This window comes from Streptomyces sp. NPDC045701, from assembly GCF_056432045.1.
In genome coordinates this window covers 1-6,667 of record NZ_JBWKJV010000110.1, presented here as the reverse complement: position 1 = coordinate 6,667, position 6,667 = coordinate 1, and the positions used below count along the sequence as shown (strand labels likewise).

Genomic DNA, 6,667 nt, shown 5'->3' with positions numbered 1-6,667 from the left:
CGAGTACGGGCCCTACGGGCAGCCGGTGAAATCGGTCACCACCGGCACCGACGGCACCGTCGCCGAAACGCGGAACACCCTCACCCCCGACGGCAAGCATGTTGCCGCCACCACCGAAGCCATCGCGAACAAGCCGGGCGAGACTCCGAAGGCACGTACCACCACGAGTTTCGAGGTCGACGGGCATGGTGAACTGAAAGCGAAGAGGGTCACCTGGGCGGAGGGGGCGCGCCCGGAGGGTGATGAGGGGCCGGAGAAGCTGGCTGAGACCTACACCACCAGCATCGACACAGACGCCCATACCCGCACCGATGCGGTGACCACCCCGGCGGGGACGGTGAAGCAGGTCACCGATCTGGCCACCGGTGAGGTCGTCGAAACGGTGGACGCGGCGGGCCGGGCATCGAAGACGGTGTATGACGATGCGGGGCGGGTGATCAAGGAGACCGGGCCGGACGGACTGACCACCACCGCCGCCCACACCCCCACCTCCACCACGCTCACCACCCCCGACGGGCACGTCACCGTGGAGACCAGGGATCTGCTGGGGCGGGTGGAGAAGAAGACCGACAACGTCGAGGGTGGCAAGATCACTGGTGATCCGGGCGCGCGGACGCTGCAGTCGGTGGAGTACTCGCCGGACGGGCTGACCGCGACCACCAGCGACGGTGCGGGCCGCAAGACGGTCACGACGAATGATCTGCTGGGGCGGCCCGTGAAGGCGGTCGCCCCCAACGGCATGACGCGGATCTTCTCCTACGACAACGTCGCGAACACCAAGACCACCGCGCTGCTGCCCGCCGGGGAGAGCGACCCGGCCAAGGCGGTGACCACCACCACCGAGAAACTGGATGCTGCCGACCGGACGGTCGCCTCCTCGACCCGCCACGCGGACGGCACCCCCGTGCCCGCAGCCAGCCAGGCCTACGACGGGCTCGGGCGGGCCCGGGAATCCACGGCCGGGGACATCACCACCCGGCTCGCCTACGGTGCCGGCGGCACGGTCGACACCGCCACCCTCACCCCGGCCGCCCCCGAGACGTTCCCCGGCGGTGAGATCACCGCCGAACCACGTCAGGACCTGACCGGCGGACCGGTGGTCAAGACCCTGGGCTCGGGTGAGGAGAAGCGGTCCGGGACGACGGTGAAGCGGGACACGGCGGGGCGTGTGGTCCAGGAGAAGGACCCCGTCGGCGGGGTCACCGCCACCGTCTACAACGAGCGGGGGGAGGTAGAGAAGGTGACCCGCCCCGACGGGTCGGTCACCACCAGCTCCTACGACCCGGCCACCGGCCGTGTCCTTGAGACTGCGACGGTGTCAGCGGACGGCAAGCAGGTGGTGAAGAGCGCCTACACCTACAACAAGGTGACCGGCCGGGTCACTGAGGTGTTCGACCCGGCCGACAAGGCCGGCACCCGGATCGGGTACACCTACGATGCGGACGGCCACGTCACCAAGGTCACCTACCCCGACGGCAAGACCCTGACCCAGGAATACGACACCCACGGCCAGCTCACGGCCGCGGTCGACACCGCGGGTGCGCGCACCGTCTACAGCCACAACGGTGATGGCACCCTGCGCTCGGCGAAGCAGACCGGCACGGACGGCAAGGTCCTGGCCGAGGTCACCTACACCTACGACGGGCTCGGCCGGATCGAGAAGGTCGAACGCGGCAACGGCGTCACCACCCTCTACACCTTCACCGACGCCAGCCAGATCAAGACCGAGAAAACCACTCGTGCCGACGGCACCCCGGTGAGCGAGGCCGCCTACGTCTACGACGCGCACGGCAACCTCACCTCCCGCACCGACACCCGCCCCGCCGTCAATGAGACCGGCGCGGTGCTCAAGGACGAGCACGGCGGGGTGAGCATGGCGGTCACCACCACCGCCTACCGCTACGACGCCTACGACCGCCTCATCCACTCCAAGGTCAGCAACGACAAGGGCCAGCCGGTCACCGAGACCGCCTACACGCTGAACGTCTCCGGCGACATCACCCGCTCCGAGACCACCCGCCACGATGAGGGCGGGAAGAAGAGCGTGACCGAGCACGACATCGACCCCGCAGGCCGGCTGACCGCCGTCACCGCCGACGGTGAGAAGAAGACCCAGGAATTCGACCAGGCCGGGAACCTGATCCGGGATCACCGCGGCAACACCTGGACCTACAACCCCCTCAGCCAGCCCGTCTCGGTCACCACCCCCGACGGCACCACCACCCGCTACACCTACTGGGCCGACGGATCACGTGCCACCGCCACCGCCACCCCCGCCCCCGCCCCCGGCGCAGACCGAAGCGGAGAAGGAAGCGGAGAAGGAAGCGCGGAAAACGCCGGTGCGACGGTGACCGGGTTCTACTACGACCCCACAACCGGTGCCATCACCAATGACACCCACACCACCACCGGCGGTGAGGGTGAGAGGGGCGGTGAGGCGCAGTCTGCGGTGGTCACCGGCTCCTACCTCCAGACCGCCACCCGCGAAGCCCGCACCCTCACCACCAGCCAGACCGGCACCACAGCCGAGACGGCCCAAGCGGTCCAGACAGCGAACGCCACCGGCGGCGGCTACCTCCACCACGACCGCCACGGCAACACCACCACCCTCACCGGCGACGGCGGGCAGATCAACGCAGCCTGGCACTACACCGACTACGGACAGCACACCACCCCCACCACCACAGCCGTGACCGCAGCCGGCAGCCCAGGCGCAGCCGCGGGCATCAACCCCTTCACCTACGCCGGTGAGTACACCAACACCACCACCGGCACCCAATACCTGAAGAACCGTCTCTACGACCCCACCCAGAAACGGTTCATCAGCCGCGACAACGCCCCCCTCCACAACCGGTACATGGCCTTCGACGCCAACCCCATCATGAAGACCGACCCCACCGGCAACACCGCGGTTCTGGACTATATCTTCACCGGTGTCGTGTTCGGCCTCGCTGTCCTCGCCGCCGCCGTCACCGCCGCCACTGTCATTCTGCCCACCCTCGGCACCGGCACCGGCATCGGCTTCTTCGGTGGCATCGCCGTGGCCGGCGCCGTCCTCGATCTCGCCTCCGCTGCCGTGGAAACCGCCGCCCTCGCCACCGGCAAAGACCAGTGGGACAGCGACCTCAACATCACCGCCTTTGTCCTCGGAGGCGCAGGCATCCTCGCCGGCGGCATCGGCGCCGCAGGCAAACTAGGCGTAAGAGCAGCCACAGACACGCCTGAGGCACTCCTTAAAAACGGCTCTGCCACTGCCTCCCTCGGCGCAGACAGCGCAAAAGTAAAGTCTGCGCCCCGGGCGAAGGCGGTGCAAATAGCATCAGATAAACTGAAAGGCAAAAAATTCCATCACGGAACGGGTCAGTGGGCGGCCGACGACATTCGTGCACATGGCTACCAAGATACTCTCTCCCCCGGGGGCGCCTGGGGCAAGGGAATATACTTCGCAAAGCATAGGGAAGGCGCAGTGAAATCCGCAGTAGCTGCCGCCAATTGCGAAAAGTGCATGCTCGAGGTGGAGTCTGAACCGCAAATTCTCCTAACCGAATATAAGGGCGGAAAGCCCATCATGAAGGTCAAGCGGGTGAATGGGCAATTCAAATCGTACACCTCGTCCAAGGATCCGGAATTCGATGAGATCTTGGCGGCGAGAACTGAAACCGAGGTTAATGAACTGGCTCGGGAAGAGGGGTACGGAGCAATTTATGTGAAGGATCCGAAATGGATGATCGTGTTTGACGGCCAGGACGTAACGCCCACTACGCCGTGACGCCGGTGTACGGCTGTCCCGCCGGCGCGGGGGCAAGACAACGTTGCTGCGACGCGGCTGCATAGCCGGTAGGGGACTTTGGCGGCGTCACGCGGTGCGGGTTGGTTGCCGACTCCTCACCTCGAACAAGAGCTCCACCGAGTGGGGCCGGCTCTTCGGCGACGACATCCTGGCCGGCGCGATCCTCGACCGGCTCCTGCACCACTGCCAGATCATCCCCATCAACGGCAACAGCTACCGGCTCAAGGACCGCATCGCAGCCCTCCAGGACATGGCCACAACGACAGCCTGAGCATCCCTCACCACTCCGCGGGCCCGAAGCCGTTCCGGCTCCGGGCCCGCACCGGTCCGGGCGACCAACACACATCACGCCCAAGATCAAGCAGCCCTCCCAAGAACTCTGCACTCGACCTCGTACTTACCTCTGCAGATGACCCAGTACGCCGACACCCGCCTGGCCGATCGACTGGCAGCGGCACTAGGCGGGCTTAGTTAGTACTGCAATCTCACTTGTATGTGGTTGAGTTGGGGTATGGCTGAGCTTGGGGTGGGGCTGGTTGAGGAGTGGGACGGGGTGCTGGCGGGGCTGCATGCCCGGTTCGCGTCGCGTTTCGCCAGGTCGGAGCCGCGGGGGCGGGCGCTGGCATCAGTACAGCCACCGCCTGGCGCTACGTGAACCACACGATCGGGCACCTTGCGGAGCACGCGCCGTCGTTGGCCGGTGCGCTCACCGGTCATCACACGGACGGCACCGTCGCGGAGACCGGCCGGGTCCAGGCGCCGGGGCACTTCTCCGGCAAGGTCCACCGCGAGGGCGTGAACCTGCAGGCCGTTGCGGCAGAAGACGGCAGACTGCTGTGGATGTCACCCGCCCTGGCGGGCGGCACCCCACGACGTGAAAGCCGCCCGCGAGCACGGCATCATCGACACCTGCGCGCGACTGAACCTCGAGGTCCTCGCGGACAAGGGGTACGCCGGGGCCGGCGGCACTGTGATCACCCCGGTCAGACGACGGCCCGGAACCGGCCTGCCCGACAAGCACAAGGCGCCGGACAAGGTCCACGCCGCACTGCGTGCTCCGGTCGAGCGAACCATCTCCCGGATCAAGCAGTGGCGGATCTCCGGCATGCCCGCATCAGTCCGAACAGACTCACGTCAGCAGCTGCCGCGATCCTCACCCTCATGATCTACACGTGAAAAAGGCTCCTGGAAGAAAGACCAGGCACTCTCAACCCGGCCCTCGGCATCACCGGCATCCGCCGGGCCCGCTACCGCGGCCTGCCGGAAGTCCGCCTCCAGCACGCCTTCTCCGCCACAGCGATCAACATCATCCGCCCCGACGCCCACTGGGCCACCACCCACAGCCCGCCCCGCACCGGGCGCCTCGCCCGCCTCGGCTAACAGCTCACAGCCTGACCACGGAATTTAACAAAAGAGTCGCCCTGACCACTCCACGGGACGCCATCCCGTAAACGGTTGATGGAAACGCCTCAACCATCCTGCCGGCCATTTGGCTGACACCGGTGGCATCAGGTGTTCGACATTATCGCAAGGCTCCGTTCGGTCAGGGGTGTGTACTGGGAAGAAATGAGGGAAAGTGAAGATCAAGCGTAAAAGCACTATTACTGCTTCGCTTGCCGGGGTAATTCTTTTGGCAGGAGTGACCCCATCGGTTGCTCAGGCTGTGGAGCCCGGCCAGCCGGGGAGCGTCGCCGCAGAATCAACTATTCGGTATACAAATGGTTACATTATCAAGAATAACACCGACGATATCCTTAAGTTCCGGGGGTTCCGCTACCTTGACTCCGGTGAGCCTGCCCCGATCAGGGGAATTGAGCGCTTTGATAAAATCCTCCCTGGGGAGGAGCGGTATTTCGAAGTCGATCGAACAACGGCGTGGTCCGACAAATATGCGCTTGACTTCTCGGACGACGCCGGTGGGGCGTATTCACTGATCGCCGACTCGAACAGGTACGGCATAGATCACTGGTCGACGGCCTACACGAGCGGAACGACAAACAAGGTGACGGTGACCGGCCATGCCACCGCTGGTTGGCAAACCATCTTCAATGTCCACGCCTGACGAGAGACTTTTCAACTTGGCCACCGATCGGGTGACGAGGCCGGTCGAGTAACGGGGCGAGGCCCTCGGACTGTGGAGCGAGATGCCTGAAGGTCTCAACACCACAGTCCGGGGGCCTGTTGGTTCTGAGGGGCCTCGCGTTTTTCGGACAAGGTCTGGCAGATTATTTCATGCAACGAATCCCAACTTCTGAAATTCGGCATGGATTTCAATAGGAGGACGATAGCCAACTGCCGAGTGAAGACGTTTGCGATTGTACCAGAACTCGATGTATCGAGTGATGTCTCGTCGAGCCTCTTCGCGGGCGGGATAACTCATGCGCGATACCCGTTCGTTTTTCAGGGCGCCGAAGAACGATTCAGCCATGGCATTATCGAAACAAATTCCGGTGCGGCCCGCCGATTGCCTGAGCCCGAGTCCCCCGAGGACGGCCGCATACTCGGCCGACATGTAGCTGCTGCCTCGGTCGGAGTGGAATATTGCGTCCGGTGAGAGTTTCCGGTTGCGGGCCGCGTTGCGGATGGCACGGGATATCAGCGGCGTCTGGTAGTGGTCGTCCATCGCATACCCGATGACCTCCTTAGTGCAGCAGTCAATAACCGTCGCGAGATAAAGCCAGCCCTCACCGGTCTTGATGTAAGTGATGTCCCCGGCCAGCTTTTCGCCTGGCACTCCGGCCGTAAAGTTCCGGCCTACGAGGTCGGGCAGCGCGCGCCGCGGGCAGCGTGAGGGCCCAGCGCTTCGGCCTGGGCTGGCAGGGCACCAGGCCCAGCGCGCGCATGAGCCGGCGCACGAGCTCCAGGCCTGCGGCCACA

At 65.1% G+C, this 6,667-nt stretch carries 4 protein-coding genes and 1 pseudogene; 4 read left to right on the top strand and 1 reads right to left on the bottom strand.

Annotated features, from left to right (window positions below):
- Positions 1 to 25: 25 nt before the first annotated feature.
- The 4 genes and pseudogenes from AC07DW_RS33000 to AC07DW_RS32985 all read left to right on the top strand — a co-directional run bounded on the left by AC07DW_RS33000 (position 26) and on the right by AC07DW_RS32985 (position 5,852).
- The gene (locus tag AC07DW_RS33000) at positions 26 to 3,769 is read left to right on the top strand and encodes an RHS repeat-associated core domain-containing protein (protein WP_478861314.1); all 3,744 of its coding nucleotides are present in this window, start codon (positions 26 to 28) and stop codon (positions 3,767 to 3,769) included.
- Between the two features lie 103 nt (positions 3,770 to 3,872).
- A pseudogene (locus tag AC07DW_RS32995) lies at positions 3,873 to 4,061 on the top strand (ATP-binding protein); the annotation flags it as partial.
- Positions 4,062 to 4,601: 540 nt separating this feature from the next.
- Positions 4,602 to 4,955, top strand: a complete 354-nt coding sequence (locus tag AC07DW_RS32990; RefSeq protein ID WP_478861313.1) for a transposase family protein — start codon at positions 4,602 to 4,604, stop codon at positions 4,953 to 4,955.
- A gap of 411 nt (positions 4,956 to 5,366) precedes the next feature.
- Positions 5,367 to 5,852, top strand: a complete 486-nt coding sequence (locus tag AC07DW_RS32985) for a hypothetical protein (protein WP_478861312.1) — start codon at positions 5,367 to 5,369, stop codon at positions 5,850 to 5,852.
- A 168-nt stretch (positions 5,853 to 6,020) separates the two neighbouring features.
- Here the strand turns inward: AC07DW_RS32985 and AC07DW_RS32980 are convergent, their stop codons facing one another.
- Positions 6,021 to 6,560, bottom strand: coding sequence for an IS3 family transposase (locus AC07DW_RS32980; RefSeq protein ID WP_478861315.1), 540 nt, complete (start codon positions 6,558 to 6,560; stop codon positions 6,021 to 6,023).
- Positions 6,561 to 6,667 lie beyond the last annotated feature (107 nt).